Source organism: Verrucomicrobiales bacterium (assembly GCA_016793885.1).
GTDB lineage: Bacteria > Verrucomicrobiota > Verrucomicrobiia > Limisphaerales > UBA11320 > UBA11320.
The window spans coordinates 16,220-35,088 of the sequence record JAEUHE010000076.1; the positions used below are offsets into that span (position 1 = coordinate 16,220).

An 18,869-nucleotide genomic window follows, 5' to 3' on the forward strand; every position below is an offset into this window, starting at 1 on the left:
TATGAAAAACGACATCGAGATCCGCGAGAGTTCCCCGCTCTCGTCCTGCTGCTCCGTTCCCGGGGCTGAGCGCGCGCGCTTCAACAGCCTGCTGCTCGCCGCCGCCTTGCTGGGCACCTGGATCGACAAGGCCATCGGCCAGGCGGCCGTGCCAGCATCCGCTGCCGCCGCACCGGCATCCGCCGCTGCCACCCCGCCTCCGGCTGCCGCGCCGGCCACTGCGCCGGCGCTCAATCCCGCCGCGCGGAATATCCGGTTCCAATTTGATGGGATTCCGTACACCGATGTGATCGAACGGTTCGCTCAAATGGCCAACAAGCCTTTGGTTACCGACACGAACGTCGTGGGGACTCTGACTTACAACGACCCGAACCCTTATAACTACGGAGAAGCGCTGGACACGCTCAACCTCGTGTTGTCCATGAAGGGTGTCATGCTGATCGAGTCCGGAAACTACCTCCGACTTGTCCCGTTCCGTGAACTGCCATCGATGCCGATTCGCATCCTCCGCGGGGTCGATTCCACCGGCGATGTCCGCCCGGGTGAAGTGGTGACCGTGGTGCTCGATGTGAAGAACCTCGACTCGAAGGAGATCGGGGAGTCGATCGCTTCCATGCTGTCGAATGCCGGATCCGTTGCGCCGTTGTCGCGGGGAAGGGGACTGATCGTGACCGACCGGCTGTCCAATATCCAGCGAATCCGCACGCTTCTCGCCACGATCGACACGGAGGCGACCGTGGATCGGCAGATGAAGACCTACACCCTGCTGCACGCTTCGGGAGCGATCGTGTCGGATCTATTGAACCGCACCTTCGGCATCGCCACCGCACCCAAGCGCACCACCTACAACCCCACGACCAAGGCCATGGAGGTGCTGCCGGCGGATCCGAATGACTACATCACGGCGGTCTACGATGATGCGTCGCGGACCATGGTGCTGTTCGGGCCACGCGAGCGTATCGCCCTCGCCGAAGAGCTGATCAATCGCTTTGAACAGAAGGACGGCCCGGGGGGCGACGTGCGCATCTACTATCCTCAGACCATCAAGGCGGAGGATCTCGCCAACGTCATTCGGCAGGCGGTCCCAGGCATCGCCGCTCCGGGGGACAATGCCAGCACGGCTGCGACCAAGGCTAGGCTCATCACGGACACCAACCAGAACCGGCTGATCGTCGCCGCGCCCATTCCGGGGCAGTTGGAGCAGATCGAGCAGTTGATCAACCGGGTCGACAAGCCGGTGCATGGGCAGGTCGGCAATGCGAATGTCCCGCTCCGCTCGCAAACGGTTCAGCTCACCCGCGTCTTCCGCCCGCGCGCGGCGGAAGCCACCAATCTCGCCCAGATCCTAACCCAAGCCCTGACCCGTCGATCGGCTTCGGGGCAGGTCACCAGCACGGCGAGCATCAGCTTCGACGCTGGCAGCCAAAGCGTGGTGGTGAGCGGCAGCCCGACTGACTTGCAAGTGGCGGGCGACATTGTCACGCAACTCGAGACTGGCACCAGCCAACCTACCCGGATGCTGACCCGCTTCATCGATGTGGGTAGTTCTGCTGAAGCCAAGCGCTTGCTGCCCTTGGTGGAGCAGTTGTATCGGAATCAGGTCAGCGACGGAGCCTTTAGCCCGGGCGCTCACGCCAAGATTCTTACCGATGTGGACTCGAGCCGGTTGATCGTCACCGCCAGCGAGGATCATTTGAGTCGGATTGAGGAGCTGATTCGTCAGCTGCGCCTGGATCGTCCGCAGCCACAGGCGCGCCGACTGCAAATCGTCACGCTTCGCAACGTTCGCGCTGAAACGGCTCTCGCCAGTCTCCAGAACCTGGTCAATGAACGGATGACCGAGAAGCGGTTTCAGGATTTGCCGAAGCCTTCCATCATCGCCGATGTTCCCAACAACCGCCTGCTGGTCACCGCCACGGACGACCAGTTACGCGAGCTGGAGCAGATCGTGGGTGTGGTGGATGTCACTCCGGACAAGCCTAAACGCGAACTGAACATCATCCAGCTGCAGGCCAAACCTGCCAGTGAGGTCATCCCCCTGGTGAATCAGTTTGTGTCGCAGATGAACGACGACCCGTCCCAGCCTGCGCCGTCGCTGATGTCCGATCCGACCGGCAAGCAGATCATCGTCCTGGCCTCCCAGCGGGACGTGGAGCGCATCCGCACACTCGTCAAACAGTTTGATGTGACGGTTGCCTCGGCCGCCCCGCGCCAGTTTCGCGGCGTCGAGTTGCACAGCCGCACAGCCGCCGAGCTGACCCCGCTGGTCCAGCAGCTTTATCAGGAGCAAATCCGTGGTCAGCCCGAGCCCGCCGGGGGCACGGCCACCGTGATAGCCGAGCCCAAAAACAATCGGGTGATGATCAGCGGACCCGACACGGAGATCAGCCGGGTGGAGGCGATCATTCGTCAACTGGATCCCGACACCAAGCGCGGGACCAAGGAGGAAACCCGGGTGATCCGGATGAAGAGCGCCTCGGCCGCCGACTTGGTTGGGATCATCGAGAAGAGCCTGAACAACCAGCAACAGCAGGTCCGCGTCATGGTGGATGCGCGGAGCAACAGCCTGGTGATTTCCGGTGACTCGAGCGCGGTGGAAGCCGCCTCCCAAATCATCCAGCAGCTGGACACCCGTGCCACCGCCGGGCCACGGGAACTGCGGATCATTGAATTGAAGTCTGCCGACGCCACCGCGATCTCCCCGATGGTCAACAGCCTCTTCACGGAAATGGTCAAGGACAAGCGCGGGGCGGATTATGTCACCCAGACCAAGATTGTTCCCGACACGACCGCGAACCGCATCATCGTGACGGGGGGTCAGGAAGAGATCGGCCAGATCGCCGAGTTGGTCCAACAGCTGGATCAGGCCCCGGAGCAGGCGCCGGGCGCCCGGGTCTTTAAACTGAACATGGCCGATGCCGCCATGCTCGCGCCCATTGTTTCCAACGCCATGCTCCGTTTTGACGCGCGCGGGCAGGCGATTCGCCGGGTGACCGTGACCGCCGATGACAAGTCCAACGCGCTCATCATCTCCGGAACTCGTGCGGACCTTCAGGATGTCGGCTCGGTCATCGAGAAGCTCGACGGCGAAACTTCCGGGAAGGAACGGGTCTTGAAGATCTTTGACGTGAAGTCGGAGGATGTTGATGCGCTGGCCGCCCTGACGCTCAAGGTTTTTGCGGCTCAAAATCCAGGTCGGTCCACCAGCGGCCTGATCAACATCACCGCCGAACCGGCTGGAAAGCGGCTGATTGTTTTGGCTCCGGCGACCATGATGACCCAGGTCGAGACCGTGATCTCGACGCTCGACTCCAAACCGGATCAGGGGGTGCGGGAATTGCAGTCCGTCGAGGTGAAGAACGCCAGCGCGACGGAGGTGTTTGGCCGTGTCAGTCAGATTTACTCCGAGCAATCCCAGGGCAAGACCATCAAGCCGGCGACGCTCTACCCGGATGCGACGGGAAGCCGCATCATGGTCTATGGCACCAAGGAACAGGCTGCCTCCATCCGCCAGATCGTTGACACGCTGGCCAGCTCGGCACGATCGCCCCGCGAGACCAAGATTTTCGATGTGGGCCGGAGCGTGGAGGCTCAGCGGGTTCTTCCGCTGGCCCAGCAGCTCTACCGCGATCAGGTCGCGAGCAACCCCGATCTGGGCGCTCCTGACGCCCAGATGATTACGGACGGTCGCACCGGCCGCATCATCGTTTCAGCCCGGGCCGATCAGCTCAAGGGAATCGAGGAGATCATCAGTCGGCTCCAGGTGGGGAGCGTCACCAATCAAGCCGTCCGTGAGACCAGAACCTTTGAGGTGGGATCGGCCAGCGATGTGCAGCGACTGCAGCCACTCGTTCAGCAGCTGTATCAGGATCAGTGGAAGGACCATTCGGAGTCGGACCCAGCCGATGCTCAGATCATCGCGGATGCGAAGACCGGCCGGCTGATTGTCACGGGCAAGCCGGATCATCTCAAGCAGATCGAAGCCATTCTGCAACAGATCGGAACGGGAAAGGCCAAGCCTGAGGCCCGCGACACGCGCATCTTTGATCTCAGCACTGCCAGCGCCACGGAACTCGCCGTGACCGTCCGATCGCTCTATACGGAACAATCGAAGAGCCGCTTTGGCCCCGCCGGTCCCGACACCCTGATTATGCCGGATGTGGGAGGCAACCGGCTGATTGTTGTAGCAGAGTTGGCCGAGTTGGATGTGGTGGAAGACATCATCAAGAAGTTGGACAAGGTCAGCGCCCAGAGCGCAACGGCCCGGGTGTTTAAGCTGAAATCGGCAGAACCTGAGAAGGTCGCGGAGATTCTCACCACGTCCCTGATTCGCTTTGACGCCTACGGACGTCCCCAGAAGCGGGCCACGGTGTCGGTCGACTCCAAAACACGCACCTTGATCGTGACGGGGGATCCCAAGGAGCTCCAGGGAGTCTCGGTAATTATTGAACAGCTGGACCAATCGCTGGGAGCGCAGCCGGAGCGGAGGATGAAGGTCATCACTCTGAAGCACGGGCGCACCGCCGAGGTCGCGGGACGACTGCGTCAGCTGTACGCGGATCAAGTTCGCAGCCAGCCGGAGCTGACGACCAGCGATCTCCTGATCCTGGAAGAATCCCCCAGCAATCAGCTGATCCTCGCCGGCAATGAGGGGCAGCTGGCCTTGGCGGATCGCATTCTTTCGGACCTGCAAGCTTCCCAGAACCTCCAAGCCCCTCGCGAGACCAAGTTGTTGGAGCTCAGTTCGGTGGAGGAGATGAATCGCCTGCTCCCTCTGGTACAGCAGCTCTATCAGGATCGTTGGAAGAACCGCGATGCCAGTGACCCGGCCGACGCCCAGATTCTGCCTGATGCCAAGAACGGCCGATTTATTGTGACCGCCCGCACGAATCAGATTGTCGAGATCGAGGCCATCCTGGGTCAGCTGCGAGGGAACAAGGCCCAGACCGAGGCTCGGGACACCCGCATCTACGACCTCACCACCGCCAGCGCCGTCGAACTCGCCGTCACGGTGCGCACTCTCTATCAGGAGCAGTCCAGATCCCGGCCTGCCTCTGGAGCCGCCGATACGCTGATCCTGCCCGATGGCAGCGCCAATCGCCTGATCATCACCGCCTCCACCAACGAACTCGACGTGGTCGAAGACATCATCAAGAAGCTCGACAAGGTCAGCGCCCAGAGCGCCACGGCCCGGGTCTTCAAGCTCAAGTCCGCGGATCCCGACAAGGTGGTTGAGATCCTCGGCACCGCCCTGGTGCGCTACGACGCTTATGGCCGCACGCAGAAACGCGTTTCCGTGGTCGTGGATTCCAAGACGCGCACCCTCATCGCCACCGGCGATCCCAAGGAGCTGCAGTCCGCCTCGGTGATCATCGAACAGCTGGATGCCTCGCTCGGGGCCCAGCCGGAACGCCGAATGAAGGTTCTAGCGGTGAAGGCGGGTCGTGCCGCTGAACTGGCCACCAAGGTCCGCCAAGTCTACCAGGATCAGGCGAAGAACCTTCCGGAGCTTTCCTCCACCGATCCCCTCATCATGGAGGATACCCCGAGCAACCAGCTCATTCTCACCGGCACCGATAAACAGCTGAGCCTGCTCGAGCAGATCGCCACCGACCTTTCGACCAACCAGATTGCGTCGCAACCTCGCGAAACCAAGATGTTCGAAGTGGGGCAGGTGGGCGAGTTGGAGCGGATCCAACCGTTGGTCCAACAGCTGTACCAGGAACGCTGGAAGGGTAAGGACGCCGGGGATCCGGCCGATGCCACGATCCTGTCGGATGTCAAAAATGGCCGGCTCATCATCACCGCCCGGACCAATCATTTGAAGGAGATCGAGACAATCTTTGCCTCCCTGAACACCCCGACGACCAATCAGGAGCCGCGTGACACGCGGGTCTACGATTTGAACAGCAGCTCGGCGGCGGAGTTGGTGACCACCGTCAAGTCGCTCTATCAGGAGCAGCTTAAATCCCGGGCAGTGCCCATTGGCCAGCAGGCCACGATTCTTCCTGACGCCGCGGCGAATCGCATCGTGGTTTCGGCAGGGAGCAACGAATTGGCATCCGTCGAGTCGATCATCACGAAGCTCGACAAGGTGAGCGCCAAAACGGGCGGCACGCGGGTTTTTACCCTGAAGAACGCGCAGGCGGACCAGGTGTCGAGTGTGCTCTCGGCCGCGCTGGTCCAGATCACCCCCTACGGCACCAAGGTGCCCCGGGTGAGCGTGGGGGCGGACCCGCAGAACAATCTGGTGATCGTGGCGGGTGAACCCAAGGACATTCAGTCGGCGGCCGTGATCATCGAACAGATGGATGGGACCGCCGCGCAAGAACAGCGTCAAATGCGGATCATTCCGCTGAAGTCCGGGGTCGCTGCCGAAGTGTCTCGGCGGGTGAAGCAGCTCTATGAAGATCAGCTTAAAGGGCGACCCAAGACCGGTGCGGACGCGTTGATCATGGGCGATGACCTCAGCAACCGGCTCATCATCACGGCGAACGAAACCCAGCTGAAGCTGATTGAGGAAATCGTGGGCAAGCTCCAGGAGGCGGGCGAAGGCGCCGGCCGACAGCTGCGTGTGATCCTGCTGCAGCGCAACTCCGCTCGGGCGATTGCCAGTCTGGTCTCCCAACTCTATGCACCCCAGGTCGCCAGCACCGAGATGGGCGAGCGCCTGGTGGTCAGCCCCAGCGGCGATGACCGGACTTTGGTGGTGGAAGCGACTGCTCCCATGCTGACCAAGGTTGAGGAGTTGGTGAAGACCATGGACAAGGCGGAGGCCGACAGCAAAACGTCCATCCAGGCCGTGCACCTCACGAAGGGCCGGGCGGAGGACCTTGCGGATGCGGTGACCAAATCGATTGCCAGCCAAGTGCCGCAGAGCGCGATGCATCGGGTCAGCGTGACCGCGGTTTCGGGAGCCAATAGCCTCCTGCTTAATGGTCCGAACGACGCCTTGCCGGACGTGCTCAAACTGATCAAGGAACTCGACAGTGAAAGCGCCGACACCGAGATCGAGGTCCGCATCTATAAGCTGGAGAATGGCAACGCCAAGGAGATCAGGGGAGTGCTCGATCAGCTGCTGTTGAACGCGACCCGTCAGCGCCGAGCCATGAATGCCGGCCGGCTGGTCAATCCCACCATCAGCATCGATGACCGTTCCAACAGCCTCATCGTCTCGGGAAATTCCGCTCACTTCAAAGTCCTCGAGAAGCTCTTGCCCACCCTGGATAAGAAACCGGAGCGATCAGAACGTGATGTTCAGTTTGTCTGGCTCAAGAAGGCGAAGGCTTACGATGTCATCTCCAAGCTCGAGGCGGTCTTTGAAAGCCGGCCGCAGTCGGATCGTCCGGTGATGGAGGCTGATGGGTTCAACAATTCCATTACGATCATCGGCCGCAGCGGGGATATTGCCCAGGTGCAGGACCTCATCACGCGTCTGGATGACAGCTCCAAGGATTCCAATCAGCAGGTGCGGCTGCGACCTCTGGATCGCGTTTCGGCCGAGCAGATGGCCAAGATGTTGCAGAACATCTATCCCCAGATGGCGAATGGCCAAGTGCGCGTGGTGGAACGGGTGGCACCACCCAAGGCGGAAGCCACACCTACTCCCGGAGCGGCGCCTCAGCCCGCTCCGCCGGCTCCCAACCCTCAGCCCGCCCCACCCTCGGCCGAGAATAAACCTGAGGCTAGCGCCCCCGAGGTGGTCATCGCGGTCGACAAAATTGCCAACGCCCTGGTCTTGTCTGGTCCTGCTCAGGAGCTGGACAACCTCGATCGCATTATCAATGACCTTTCCTATAACTTCAGCGGCAACGAGTCCGAGTTCCGGCTGTTTCCCCTGAAGGAAGCGGATGCCATTGTGGTAGCTCGCACCTTGACCAATCTGCTCCGACAGGAGCCCGAGCCGAACCAGAATCGGCAGGGCGGCCCGCGCGTCGCAACTCCCCCCCAGCACCAGATCACCATCGTGCCCGATTCCCGCACCCACAGCATCATTGTTCGGGCACGCCCCACGGACTTCGCGCTGATCGAGTCGATCATCAAGCAATTGGATGTCGGCAGTCTGGGAACTCAGGTGGCTTTCCGCCTGATCCGCCTGACGAACGCCCCTCCCGAGAAAGTGCAGCCGCTCGTTCAACAGATGGTGGCGCAGCTCCAGGTTAGCCGTCCCGGAGAACCGTTGACCGTCAGCGTCGATGCGCGATCGCACAGTCTGATGGTGGTAGCGCGCGAGGCGGTTATCGAGCAGGTTGAGAGGATGATTCGGTCGCTCGACACGCCCTCGTCCTACATGGAGGCGGAAGTGTTGGTTGTGGCTCTCAAGAAGGCCAGTGCTGGTCCGCTCAGCCAGATCCTCGAAGGAATGCTGAAGCCCGGAGCTCAAGGCGAATGGGGGCCGGAGGCCAAGGAACTGCAGGAGCAGGTGCGCCGGTTGAAAGTAGTGAACGAAGCGGGGGAAACCATCCTTCTGGACCTGACCAAGCCGATCAAAGTTTCCGCCGCCAGCGGCAGCGGCAATCGTCTGATCCTCACCTCCACGCCGGATAACCTGAAGGCTCTGTCCGCTGTCGTGGCCACTCTCGATACCTCCGCCGTGCTGGAAGGGGTTGAGGTTCGGCTAATTTCGCTAAAGAACGCCGATGCGAATAGCGTTTCTCAGACCTTGACCACCGTGTTCACCCAAGGTCGCCAGCTGGCGACCGGGCCGAATGGAGCGTCGGGGCAGCCTGAGGGCCAGACCGGGAAAGCGTTGACGAACCCGTTCAATGTGTCGATCGATCCGCGGGGCAACACGCTCATTCTCAGTGGTCAGAAGGAAACCCTGGATCTGGCGGTTAAAATCATCAACGACATGGACCAGCCGATTGAGCGGTTCGTGACCGAAGTCAAACTGTTCCGTTTGAAACACGCTTCGGCGACGCGGCTCCTCCCGCTGCTCCAATCCGTCTTCACGGAAGGAGCCGCTGTTCCTGGAACCGAGGGGCTGAGCACGCAGGTGACGCGGTTGCGCACGGTTAAGGATGCCGCTGCCTCCCAGACGAGCCAGACGGCCAAGAGCCGCGCGGCGATGGTGCTGCAGGCGGATGACCTCTCCAATATCCTCGTGATCGCCGCGCGCAGCGACATGCTGCCTTTGATCACCGACGTGATCGATCAGCTGGATATCCCCGCGGCCTCCGGTTTGGAGACGGTCCGCATCTATCCACTAAACCATGCGGATCCCACGGCGGTTCAGCGAATCCTCAACGAGCTTTACACGGGCGCTCGCGCCGCCAGCCTGCGCACGGAGGACAAGCCGGTGATTTCGGTCGACGAGCGCACGGGAGCGCTGATTGTGGCGGGCAACGGCAAGAGCTTCGGGGTCATCGAAGGATTGCTGGCGCAGCTGGATCAAAAGCTGAGCTTCGATCTGCGCGACATTCGGATTATCCCCTTGGAAAACTCGGATGCGGCGGCCGTGTCTGGCACCCTCCAACGTCTCATGGATGCCCGACTCACCCAGCGCGCGAGTCTCAACAAGGGGCAGACGGATCTGCTGAAAGTGATCATCATGGCGGACGAGCGTAGCAACTCGCTGCTGGTTGGAGGAACGAAGGATAGCTTTGAGATGGTGGAATCGCTGGCCAAGCAGCTGGACAAGGCGGGGCCGGCCCTGAGCGGTCGCATCCGCATCATCCCGCTTGCCCAGGCCGATGCCCGCGTCATGGCCTCCACCCTCACCTCCCTGTTCGAGCAGCGCTATGCCGCGGCCCGCAGCAGCGATGTCCAGCGCCGCCGTCCCATCATCATGGCCGATCCGCGCAGCAACAGCCTCTTGGTGACCGCCAACCAGGAAGATAATGTCTCGATCGACGACCTGCTCAAGCGGCTCGATGCCAAGGCGGAGAATCCGTCGCTGACCTTGACCGTGCTGCCTTTGAAGCACAACGACAGCGCCCGCGTCGCGAGTCTGATCGAGAACATTTTCGCGGCTCGGATGAAAGCCCAGAACTTGCCTGGCCAGCAACCCCTACCCAGCGAGCAAATCAAGGTGGAGGCCGATTCGCTGAACAACGCGCTCATTGTTTCCGCCAGCAAGGAGAATCTGGAACTCATGCAGGGCTTGCTGCAGAAGCTGGACGTGGAACCCAGCATCGCGGGCGGGGTGATGGAAACCTTCACGCTGCAGTTCGCCGACGCCCAGCGCGTATCGGCCCTGCTCAAGTCGCTGGTGGATCAGGGGCTGTATCGTCCCGGTCTGCCTCCGGGCGCCTCCCTGAGGAGCAACTCGCCTCGTGACGCGCTGGCGATCAGCGTCGACCCGCGCAGCAACACGCTGCTGGTAAGCGCGAGTCCAGAGAATCTGGCCATCGTTCGCGAAGTCATTCGCAAGCTGGACTCCAAGGACTTCACGGACTCCACCAATGTCCGTCTTTATGCCTTAAAGAAGGCCAGGGCGAGTTCCTTGGCCAATTCATTGGAACAGTTTTTCACTGCCAAGCGGGCGGGGGATGCGGTGGTGCTGAATGCCAATGCGCGTTCGATTCCGGTGGGGATCATCGCCGATGACCGGGTCAACACCCTGCTCGTCACCGGCGGCAAGGAAGCATTTGATGTCATCGAGCGCATCCTGCCTCAACTCGACGGGGAGAGCGTGTTTGCGCGACTGAATTTCAAGGTGTTTCCGCTCAAGAAGGCGACCGCCACCAAACTGCAACCCACGCTGCAACGTGTAGTGGCCAATCGTCCGGTGAAGGTGAAGGGCGAGCCGCTCGACCCGATTACCATTGTGGCCGATTCCTGGGTCAATGCGCTCTTGGTGGCGGCTTCGGTCGACGATCTCAGCACCGTGGAGTCGCTCATCGAGCGGCTCGACAGTGAGCCGGCCGAGAGTGGGCTCGCTATTCACGTTTTCCCGCTGGCCAAAGCGGATGCTCGACGGGTTGCTCAAGTTGTCCAGGGCCTGTTCCGGGACAGCAATTCGAATACCGATCCTGCGGCCTCCCTGGCCAATCTGCCGGTGACGGTCAATGCCGATGAGCGGATCAATGCCATCATCGTCTCCTGCGGAGAAGTTGACGCCAAGCGGGTCGGCGACCTGGTGAAGAAGCTGGATACCGAGCAGGTGGCGCGGGTCAGCGAGATCAAGGTCTTCCCCTTGAAGTATGCCAAGGCGGAGTCCCTATCCGGGATTCTGAACACCGCGCTCAATACCAAGCCCGTTCCCTTGACTGAGCAGAGCCCGAATGCCCAGTCGGTGCTCCAATTCATCACCCGGACCACCGAAGGGAAGGAATTGATCAGCGCCGCCTTGAAGGAGGCGGTGATGATCACGCCGGACTCGCGGATGAACTCCCTGATTGTCAGCGGTCCGGTGGACTACATGGGCCTGATTGAGCAGATCATCGGACGGCTGGACGCCAGCTCGCCTCAGGAGGCGAAGATCAAGGTGTTTGCCCTGCAGAACGCGGACGCGCATCAAATGTCGCAGCTGCTCATGCAGCTGTTTCGCATGACCCCGGCCGTGGGGCAGGGGAATGCCCGATCGATTCAATACACTCTGGTTCGCTCCGCCAGCACCGAGTCCGGAGTCAGTGGAGCTGAGGAATCGCTGGCTTCGGCAACTCTCGGCACGGCCGAGCAGAATGCACTCACCGTCACGGTCGATCCCCGGACCAATAGTCTGCTGGTTGGCGGCACCGATCACTACGTGAAGCTCGTGTCCGAGATCATCGAGTCCTTGGACGCCACCCCCGCGAATGAGCGGAAGACCGAGTTGGTGCGAATGAAGAACACTCAGGCCACGGAAGTGGCCACCGCTCTCCGCGGGTTTTTGGATCAGGAACGCCAGCGAGTCACCCAGGTCCTGGGCGCTGATGCCGTTGGTACCGCTCAGCGTCTCCTGGAGCGAGAAGTTGCGGTGGTAGCCGAACCGGTGAGCAATACCTTGTTGATCTCCGCCAATCCCCGTTACTTCGATCAGATTCATATGATTATTCTCGAGCTGGATAAGGCCCAGGACCAGGTTCTGATCCAGGTTCTGCTGGCCGAGATCACCCTTGATTCACTCAGTGAGCTGGGGATGGAATGGACGCAGAACGGCAAGGTCGGCGAGGCGAATTACAAACTGGGAACTGATTTCGGCGTCGCCAACCAGGTCAAGAATTTCGGGGGATACTCGACCGCAGTGACCGGCAGCGATTTCACCTTCCTGTTGCGGGCGTTGAAGGACGAGGGTCGACTGGAAGTGCTGAGTCGTCCTCAAATCGTTACGGGTGACAATAAGCCAGGCACGATCAATGTGGGGCAGCGGGTGCCCACCATCACCGGATCCACCGTCAGCACCGCCGGCACCACGGTAAACACCTACGGGTACGAGGACGTGGGCATCATCCTGTCGGTCACGCCCAAAATCAGCCCGGACGGGTTCGTGAAGATGGAGATCGGAACCACCAATAGTGCCATCAGCAGCGCGGTGGTCGAGATCAACGCCGACGCGAGGATTCCCATCCTCAACCAACGGCGCGCCAATACCACCGTCACCGTGCAGAGCGGCCAAAGCATTCTGATCGGGGGCCTCATCGCCACCACGGACGATAAGCGAGTGAAGAAAATGCCACTGCTGGGTGATATTCCGTGGATCGGCTCCCTGTTCCGCAGCACGAAGACCGCCCGCGACCGGAAGGAGCTGCTGATTCTGCTGACCCCTCAGGTGCTGGTGAATGAGCCTAACTTGGCCATTTCGCGAGCGATGACCCCGCACGAGATGACGCGCGATCATCTGGACAAGTCGCGCATCAAGGATGAGATCAAGCGCGACGCTCTGCAGCAACAGCTGTTGGATCCATTGTTTCCGCCGGTGAAGAAGGACAAAGCCTCCGGCTCGGAGACGGATGCCAAAGCCATTCAGAAGAACGAACCGTGACCCCCTTGCCCTCCATGTCAGGAATCGGGCCCCGACTCTCCCTTGGCAGGGTTGGGCTAGGGCGTGTCCTGCAGGCGGCTGTGCTGACGGTTGCCCTCGCGGCAGCGGGTGCCGAACGGGATGGAGCGGTCGTTCGATCCAGCAGCCGCATTCAGGAGCTTCACCTGTTCACCATGCCGAGTGCTCTCGATCTGGATGCGCAGCCCGGGCCGGACGGATTTGAGGTTCGAGTCTATGCCAGCACGGCTGAGAAGGCCAAAGGTCTTCCGATCAACCAGGGCCGGCTCGAGGTGCTGATGTGGGATGGGGTGTTGTCGGCGCAGAAGAGCGCCACGAACAAGCCACTCCATGTCTGGAGCCTGAAGCCGGAGGAGCTCAAACGGTTCTCGACCCAAACCTCGTTGGGGGTGGGCTATCGCTTGACGCTTCGTTGGGAGGAGCATGTTCCAAAGAAGGAAGGCTTTACGGTGGTAGCCCGCTTTTTTCCCACCAAGGGCGATCCTGTCTATTCCACCCCCAGTGGGATCGCCATGAGTCAAAAGTAGCCTGTAGGCGACGAGGTGACGAGTCGTCCCCCCCCATCAAATCCGGCCCCTTGCACTCATCTGAGTTCCTGGCATGCTTGTTCGTGATGAGCAAAATCGTCGGTATCGATCTCGGCACCACTAACTCTCTCGTCGCTATCGTCGAGAGCGGCATTCCCTACGTGATGGCGGACTCTGAGGGCCAACGCCTCACCCCATCGGTCGTTCACCTGCCCGGAGCAGGCTCCGAACCCGTGGTGGGCTATCCGGCCAGTCGTGTGCGCGCGCTCAAACCCTCCGAAACGGTGTATTCGGTCAAGCGGTTCATGGGCCGACGCGGCGCCGATCTGGCCCGGGAGGAGCTGGTCATGAGCTACCCGGTTCGAGGCCAGGGGGCGGGATCCGTGACCATCGATATCCATGGCCGGGCTTGGTCTCCGGAGGAGATCAGCGCCGAGATCCTGAAGAAACTCAAGCGGGACGCCGAGACCTCCCTGGGTGAGCCCGTCACGCGCGCGGTAATCACCGTCCCTGCCTACTTCAACGATGCGCAGCGCAACGCCACCATCAAAGCGGGGGAATTGGCCGGACTGACGGTGGAACGGATTGTGAATGAGCCCACCGCTGCGGCTCTCGCCTATGGGCTGGATAAACTCAAGGAGCACTCGCGGATAGCCGTGTACGACCTCGGCGGTGGGACCTTTGATCTGTCCATCCTGGAGATGAACAATGGTGTCTTTCAGGTCCTGTCCACGAACGGCAACACCCGATTGGGAGGCGATGATCTGGATCAGAAAATCGTGGAGTTCCTGGCCTCCAAGATTCGAGCAGGAGGCGGTCCGGACGCTGCTGCTGCACCGGGGATGATGTCTCGTCTGCGCGAATCGGCCGAGCAGGCCAAGATCCGGCTTTCCACTGAGACGGAAGTTGAAATACAGCTCCCGTTTCTCACGCCTGAGTTCAGTTTCCAGTATCGCCTGAGTCGGGCGGAACTCGAACGATTGACCCGGGACATCGTGGAGCGCACCCGAGTGCACTGTCTGCGTTCATTGGCCGATGCCAAGCTCGAGGCGAAGCAGCTGGATCAAGTGATTCTGGTCGGAGGTCAGACTCGCATGCCTCTGGTGCGCCAGCTCGTGTCCGAATGGTTTGGCTGCGTTGAGTTTTCCGAAGCGCGAGGCGACCTTCGTCTGGGCACCGAGTTCCATCAGGTCGAGGGGCCGATGCTCAACACCTCTCAGAACCCCGACGAAGCGGTGGCCTTGGGCGCTGCCATCCAGGCTGAGATTCTTTCCGGCGGATTCAAGAATCTGCTGCTCCTGGATGTAACTCCTCTTTCCCTGGGAATCGAAACCTTCGGGGGCTTGATGAATGTTATCATCCCCCGCAACTCCACCATCCCGATCAAGGCTGGTGAGTTGTTCACCACCGCGGTGGACAACCAGAAAAGCATGCTGATCCATGTTCTTCAGGGAGAGCGCGAGCGATCCAAAGACAACTGGAGTTTAGGGAAGTTCGAGCTGGAATTCGAACCAGCCCCCAAAGGCGTGCCGCGCGTGGGGGTTCAGTTCGAGATCGATGCCAACGGAATTCTTCATGTGCTGGCGCGCGATGTTCGCACGGGCAAACAGAAAATCGTTCAGATGACCAGTGCTGTCGATGTCGATGACGCCGATGTACAGAAGATGGTGGAGGAATCCGTGGCTCATGCGTTTGACGATTTGCGCGCGCGACAATGGATCGAGGCCAAGGTGAAGGCTGGCACTGATCTTTCGGCGACTCGGAAGGGCATGGCTGAATACGCCGCTGATTTAGATCCCGATTATCGCCAGCAGCTGGAGCGGGCCATGGAGGCGGTTGAACAGGTGCTGGGCGAGGAAGAACCACGAACCAAGACCGGCGATCCTCAGAAGCTCAAGGCCGCCATCGCGGCCCTGCAGGAGGTCACGCTTCCCTTGGCTGATCACATGATGAATCAGGCTATGGAAGAAATGCTTAAGAAGCGGGGAGCCTTGCCTTCCGAAGGGTGAGGGGGGGGAGAGTGGAAGGTCTCGGGTGTCGAACCCGTCGGGTTCGCAGACATTAGCCGGGGATCACAGATCCCCGGAGGAGTGACGAGTGACGAGTGATTTGACCGGCTACGCAGGACCGGTGTTCGATTCGGTATTACTTCGTAATCGTAATCGTAATCGTAATCGCCGATTCGCTTTCTATCCCTCTGTAGCGAGCGCCAGCCTGCCCCGCACCATTGGTCGGGCTGCAGGCGCATTCCCGTCAACCCCGATTTTCTCGCACAAAGCCACGCAGCCACGAAGGTCCCGATGGGGAGGGGCCCGAGTTTTAAACCGCGATGGACGCAACGGACGCGCTTGGGAACGAGAGGAAGGACAAATACAGAACCCTTCTTTGCCCTTTCTTCTTCCTTCGAATCCCCTCGTTTTCCGTGTGATCCGCGTGGTCCGGTTACACCAGTACGATAGCAGTCTCTAATCGAATGAAAGGAATCGATGATGTGAAATGTCCGTTGACCATCAAGTTACGCCCGGCGAGCGGAGGCAACGAAGCTCGCGAAACGGAGCGGTCTGGACAACCCAGGCGAAGGGGCCTGAAAGCCCTGGATAGCGAAGATGCGAGCCCTAATCCCTAAAAGGGGTGAACTCTGTTAGGCCTCGTTACGCGAAATATCGGCGGTCAGTCTCCCGGATATGATGAAGCCAAAATCGATAGGGAAGAAACGGATAGAAGCACCTGTCGAGCCGATCGGGGTAAGAGGAGAGAGCGCGCATCGAAAGAACTGCAAAGACGATTGGGAGACCCGCTCAAGCAGCCGCCGGGTGCGGCAAGTCCCTCCGGGAATCAATAACTGGACTGGGATGCTTGAATGGGAGTCGGATGAGCCCGTAGTAGCGATGAAGCGGGGTAACGCCCGTGGAGCAAAGGGGCTCTAGTGCACATACGCCAACATTAATGAAGGAAGAGCCGATTGGGGGAGACCCCTACTACGAAGACGAGGACAGGGAATACCTGGATCGAGAACCGATCCAGCCCGATTTGCTGCCCACCGAACTTAACCTCCTGCGATGGAAGCTCAGTCAAAAGGCAAAGCAAGAACCGAAGTTTCGGTTCTACACGTTGTACGACCGGATCTACCGAAGTGATGTGCTGGCAGCAGCATGGAAACACGTAGGGCGGTATAAGAAGGCCAGTGGAGTCGATGGGATGACTCGTGAAAAGGTAGAACAGCAGCCCGGAGGGGTAGAGGCGTTTCTGCAAGAGATCCAAAAGGAACTCCAGGAGAAGCGCTACCGAGCCCAACCGGTGCGCCGTGTCTACATACCCAAAGGGAACACTGGGAAGATGAGGCCGCTGGGCATTCCGACCCTGAAGGATCGGATCGTTCAGATGGCTGTAGTCCTCATACTCGAACCGATATTCGAAGCGGACTTCCAAGACTGTTCATATGGATTCCGTCCGAAACGGTCAACTCACCAAGCGCTGGAACAGATACGTCAGAACATCAAGGACGGGCTCACGGACATATACGATGCGGACCTGAAGGGATACTTTGACAGTATCCCCCACGACAAGCTCATGGCTTGCGTGGAAATGAGGGTCTCGGATCGGAGTGTTCTGGGACTGATACGGATGTGGCTCAAAGCACCGATCGTGGAGGTCAAGGAGGGAAAGAACCTGCCACCCACGAGGAGGGACAAGGGCACCCCGCAAGGGGGAGTCATTTCCCCGCTTTTAGCCAACCTCTACTTGCACTGGTTTGATACGGTGTTCCATCGCAAAGGGGGTCCTGCGCACTGGGCCAAAGCTCGACTCGTCCGCTATGCGGATGATTTCGTGGTGATGGCTCGGTATCAGGGAGCGCAGCTCAAAGGGTGGATAGAAGAACGCCTGGAAGGCTGGCTTGGATTAGAGATCAACCGCGACAAGACCCGGACGCTTCAACTCAAAGACGAGGGCCAGACTCTGGACTTTCTGGGGTATAGCTTTCGTTACGAGTGGGATCTGAAGGGACGGCCGTGGCGCTACCTGAACCTGTATCCGTCGCAGAAAGCGATGGCTAAGGAACGGGATAAACTCCGAGAGCTTACCGGCCCGAAGCAGTGCTTCAAGCCGGCCAAAGCGCTCATCGAAGAAGTCAACGAACACCTGGATGGGTGGAAGAACTATTACAAAATAGGCTTCTGCCGACGGGAGTTCCGGGAGATAAATCATTACGTCTCCCTACGACTGAAGAAGCACCTGGAGCGGCGCAGTCAGCGGGGGTATGGTCGAACCCACTCTATGAGTTGGTATGCTTTCGTACGACAACTAGGATTGAAACCGCTGTAAACTGCGAACGCTTCCGACGAAGCATGTGCACGAAAGCCGTATAGTGGAAATCTCTATGTACGGTTTAACGAGGGGAGCGGGGTAACCCCCCGCTCCTACTCTACTGGGCAATACATTCCCCCTCGGCTTGTCCCCGCACATCGAGCGGAGTTCCCTTCATTTTCAACGACTTCCGTCTCGACATTCCGTCCGTCGCGGCGTAGTGTGATCTTAAGAGAAGAGCGACCGAGGAAATCGTTATCCCCACAGCAGGAGTCTTAGTGACGAGGTAGTGTCTCGGGGTGCGGTTCGGAGCGGCGGGTGAGGAGTCAATCACGGTGCAAGCGGCATCGGAGAGTGCCAATCAAGAAATGGGGTCAGTATTGATCTGAACCCCAAGGGCGGCAGCCTTTCCCGGTTTTTCCTCCTCTCTTCTCCTCGTAATCGTAATCGCTTCCGTTGCAGGAGTGACGAGTGACGAGTGACGAGTGATTTGACCGGCTACGCAGGACAGGTGTTCGATTCGGTATTACTTCGTAATCGTAATCGTCATCAAAGCCACAGTCCCTGTCGCGATGACACCTGCACTCGAGCCTCACGGCAAGTTGTGCCCCCATTCTGCCAATAATAGATAAATCGGCGGTCCTGTGGCCACTAACCAGCAATGGGCATCACGACGCAATGTACCTTCCAATAAATAATAACGACGCAATACTCCGGCCGTTAATGGATAAACTGGCACGGGGAGTTGCCATTCAAGAACAATGTTGGGCTATATGAGTGCACGTCGATCCGTTCTTGAGGGAGGGGCATGGCTTGTTGGGATCTGTGCGACCATCCTTGCACTGTATCTGATAGCATATTTCCTGAGCGCACAGCGCAAGGTAGCTCGCGGCGGTGCCCAGCCAAGTAATGACGGAGGTACGAGTGAGTATTTTTCCGTCTCCTGTTCCTACCGACCTCGTTTTATGAGGAGTGATTTGGGGTTGATGTTCTTCGCGCCCGCCAGATACCTGGATTCGCGTGTAGTACGTCCGCGTTATTGGTCGGGCTGGTATGAGGTTACAGACCCCGCTGGCACAAATCATGTATTCGACTTCGACAGACAGCACTGAAGG

At 59.8% G+C, this 18,869-nt stretch carries 4 protein-coding genes; all 4 read left to right on the forward strand.

Translation table 11 applies throughout. The annotated features are described in order from the left end of the window. The first annotated feature begins 1 nt into the window (after window position 1). The 4 genes from JNN07_09210 to ltrA all read left to right on the forward strand — a co-directional run bounded on the left by JNN07_09210 (window position 2) and on the right by ltrA (window position 17,772). Window positions 2-12,904: a hypothetical protein gene (locus JNN07_09210; protein MBL9167905.1), complete on the forward strand. Its 12,903-nt coding sequence runs from the start codon at window positions 2-4 to the stop codon at window positions 12,902-12,904. Further along, the gene (locus tag JNN07_09215; protein MBL9167906.1) at window positions 12,901-13,449 is read left to right on the forward strand and encodes a hypothetical protein; all 549 of its coding nucleotides are present in this window, start codon (window positions 12,901-12,903) and stop codon (window positions 13,447-13,449) included. Before JNN07_09210 ends, JNN07_09215 begins: the two co-directional genes overlap by 4 nt. Window positions 13,450-13,535: 86 nt before the next feature. Then, a complete protein-coding gene (locus JNN07_09220) occupies window positions 13,536-15,458 on the forward strand; it encodes an Hsp70 family protein (GenBank protein MBL9167907.1) in 1,923 nt (640 codons plus the stop codon). Window positions 15,459-16,395: 937 nt separating this feature from the next. Further along, window positions 16,396-17,772, forward strand: a complete 1,377-nt coding sequence (gene ltrA / locus JNN07_09225; protein ID MBL9167908.1) for a group II intron reverse transcriptase/maturase — start codon at window positions 16,396-16,398, stop codon at window positions 17,770-17,772. Window positions 17,773-18,869 lie beyond the last annotated feature (1,097 nt).

Bases quoted from the DNA above. Each gene is read 5' to 3' on its own strand.
- JNN07_09210 (MBL9167905.1), top strand. From the start codon at position 2: ATGAAAAACGACATCGAGATCCGCGAGAGTTCCCCGCTCTCGTCCTGC.
- JNN07_09220 (MBL9167907.1), top strand. From the start codon at position 13,536: ATGAGCAAAATCGTCGGTATCGATCTCGGCACCACTAACTCTCTCGTC.
- ltrA (MBL9167908.1), top strand. From the start codon at position 16,396: ATGAAGGAAGAGCCGATTGGGGGAGACCCCTACTACGAAGACGAGGAC.